The 2,650-nt window shown below is 45.6% G+C and carries 2 protein-coding genes and 1 pseudogene; all 3 read right to left on the bottom strand.

Annotated elements, in window-relative coordinates:
* Positions 1-425 (bottom strand): annotated as a pseudogene (locus B7Y67_RS14845) (threonine synthase); the annotation flags it as partial.
* Between the two features lie 9 nt (positions 426-434).
* Complete coding sequence (locus tag B7Y67_RS14850) at positions 435-1,745, bottom strand: homoserine dehydrogenase (protein ID WP_215301440.1); 1,311 nt, start codon at positions 1,743-1,745, stop codon at positions 435-437.
* Positions 1,742-2,650: pyridoxal phosphate-dependent aminotransferase (locus B7Y67_RS14855; RefSeq protein WP_293599304.1), on the bottom strand; the 909-nt coding region annotated here is incomplete at its 5' end. The genes B7Y67_RS14855 and B7Y67_RS14850, both read right to left, overlap by 4 nt.

Here is a 2,650-nt window from a genome sequence, read left to right on the forward strand (position 1 = left end):
TTTTTCTTTAACGCGTATTCAAAGAGATTGCCGAGCAACTGCATCGCCATATCTTTAAATGCCAATGTTGGTCCGTTAGACAGACTCAGCAATCCAATGCGTGTGCCCTGCTCTTCACCCAGCCAATGTAATGGCGTGATGTCTTTAGCTTTATCTTCAGTCCGTCCATTGCAATAGACCTGCTCTGTATAGGTCTTACGTAATAAAGCGCGTAAATCCGCTTCAGGAATATCATCACAATACAAACTCAAGACTTCATAAGCGAGATCAGCATATGACAATCCACGCCAAGAATCGAGCTGCTCTTTAGTGACTTGCGGATACTCAGTCGGCAGATACAAACCACCATCTGGCGCCAATCCACCAAGGAGGATTTCTAAAAAGGATTGTTGCGGGCTATTGCCACGAGTAGATTGGTAACGCATGTATTTATATTAGGACAGATTTTCTAAGCGGATCTTCACTACTTCGCCAGCAACAGTTTTTAGATTCTGGATTTCAGCAATCGCTGCTAGCATGTGCTTTTCTTTGGTTTCGTGAGTCAAAGCTACCAAATCAGTTTGGCTTTCACCCTCGTCCGCTTCTTTTTGCAAGAGCGCATCAATCGAGATGCCGTGAGCTGCCAAAATTTTTGTGATGTCAGCTAAAACGCCGGCCTGATCTGCTACACGCAAGCGTAAATAGTAGCTGGTGGTGATTTCACCCATAGGCAATACAGTAATGTCGCGCACTGCATCTGGTTGGAAAGCAAGGTATGGGACACGATTCTCAGGGCTCGCACCTAATAATCGTGTGATATCTACTAAGTCGGCAATCACAGCGGAAGCAGTTGGCTCTGAACCCGCACCTTTACCGTAGTAAAGCGTAGTACCAACGGCATCGCCGAATACCTGAACGGCATTCATAGCACCTTCTACGTTAGCAATTAAACGCTTCGTTGGAATCAAAGTTGGGTGCACACGTAATTCGACACCGCTAGATGTCTTCTTGGCGATACCAAGCAACTTGATGCGATAGCCCAACTGCTCAGCGTATTTAATATCGATGGCATCCAGCTTGGTAATACCCTCAACGTGCGCTTTTTCAAATTGCATTGGAATACCAAATGCAATGGCACTCATGATGGTTGCCTTGTGTGCAGCGTCTACACCTTCAATATCAAATGTAGGATCCGCTTCTGCGTAGCCTAAACGCTGCGCCTCTTTTAAGACGGTTGCAAAGTCTAAACCTTTGTCACGCATCTCAGAAAGAATGAAATTGGTTGTGCCATTGATGATGCCAGCGATCCATTCGATACGGTTTGCAGTCAAACCTTCGCGCAAGGCCTTGATGATTGGAATACCACCTGCTACAGCCGCCTCAAATGCAACCATCACACCTTTTTCATGGGCAGCCTGAAAAATTTCATTGCCATGAACGGCGATCAAGGCCTTATTAGCCGTCACTACATGCTTGCCAGCTGCGATTGCCTCTAGCACCAAATCTTTAGCAATACCGTAACCACCAATCAACTCAACAACGATATCAATCTCAGGATTATTAATGACTGCACGAGCATCACTCACTACTTGAGCGCGATCTTTTACTAATTCTTTAGCACGCTCTACATTGAGATCGGCAACTGTATTAATACGAATGCCACGGCCAGCGCGACGGGTAATTTCATCTTGGTTACGCTCGAGAACAGTAAATACTCCACCACCCACAGTGCCAATACCTAATAGACCAACTTGAATCGGTTTCATGATGCCTTTGTTGCTGTTGAATTAGCCGCTTTGCGACTATGTTTTTGACGATAACGCTCAAGAAAACGTGCAAGGCGACCAATCGCCTCATTAAGCACATCTTCATGAGGTAAGAACACTAAACGGAAATGATCTGGCTTGCCCCAGTTAAAACCAGAGCCTTGTACTAACAACACTTTTTCTTCTTTCAAAAGATCGGCAACAAATTGCTGATCATCCTCGATTGGATACATCTCAGGATCAAGCTTTGGAAATAAGTACAAAGCAGACTTTGGTTTCACGCATGTCACGCCTGGGATCTCAGTAATGAGCTTCCAAGCAAGCTCACGCTGCTTTGCTAAGCGACCACCCTCATTAACCAAATCATTGATACTTTGATAACCACCCAATGCCGTTTGAATTGCGTACTGGCCCGGTACGTTGGCACACAATCGCATTGAGGACAACATATTGAGACCCTCGATGTAATCGCGGATCATCTCTTTGTCACCAGAAACTATCATCCAGCCAGCTCGGTAGCCGCAAGAGCGGTAGTTCTTAGATAAACCATTGAAGGTAATGGTGACCACATCAGTAGATAAAGATGCCAAGGAGATATGCTTTTCTTGGTCATACAACATCTTGTCGTAAATCTCATCGGCAAACAGAATCAATCCATGCTCACGGGCGATGGAGGTTAACTCAGTCAATACTTCTTTTGAGTAGATGGCGCCGGTTGGATTGTTAGGATTAATCACCACAATCGCTTTAGTGCGCGGCGTGATCTTTTTACGCAAATCCGCCAAATCAGGAGCCCATTCTTTGGACTCATCACACAAGTAATGCACTGGGGTACCACCAGACAGACTCACAGCAGCTGTCCACAATGGATAGTCAGGAGCTGGCACCAACACTTCATCGCCATT

This window comes from Polynucleobacter sp. 35-46-11, from assembly GCF_002281105.1.

Coding starts and splice junctions, on each gene's coding strand:
- B7Y67_RS14850 (WP_215301440.1), bottom strand. CDS start 1,745: ATGAAACCGATTCAAGTTGGTCTATTAGGTATTGGCACTGTGGGTGGT.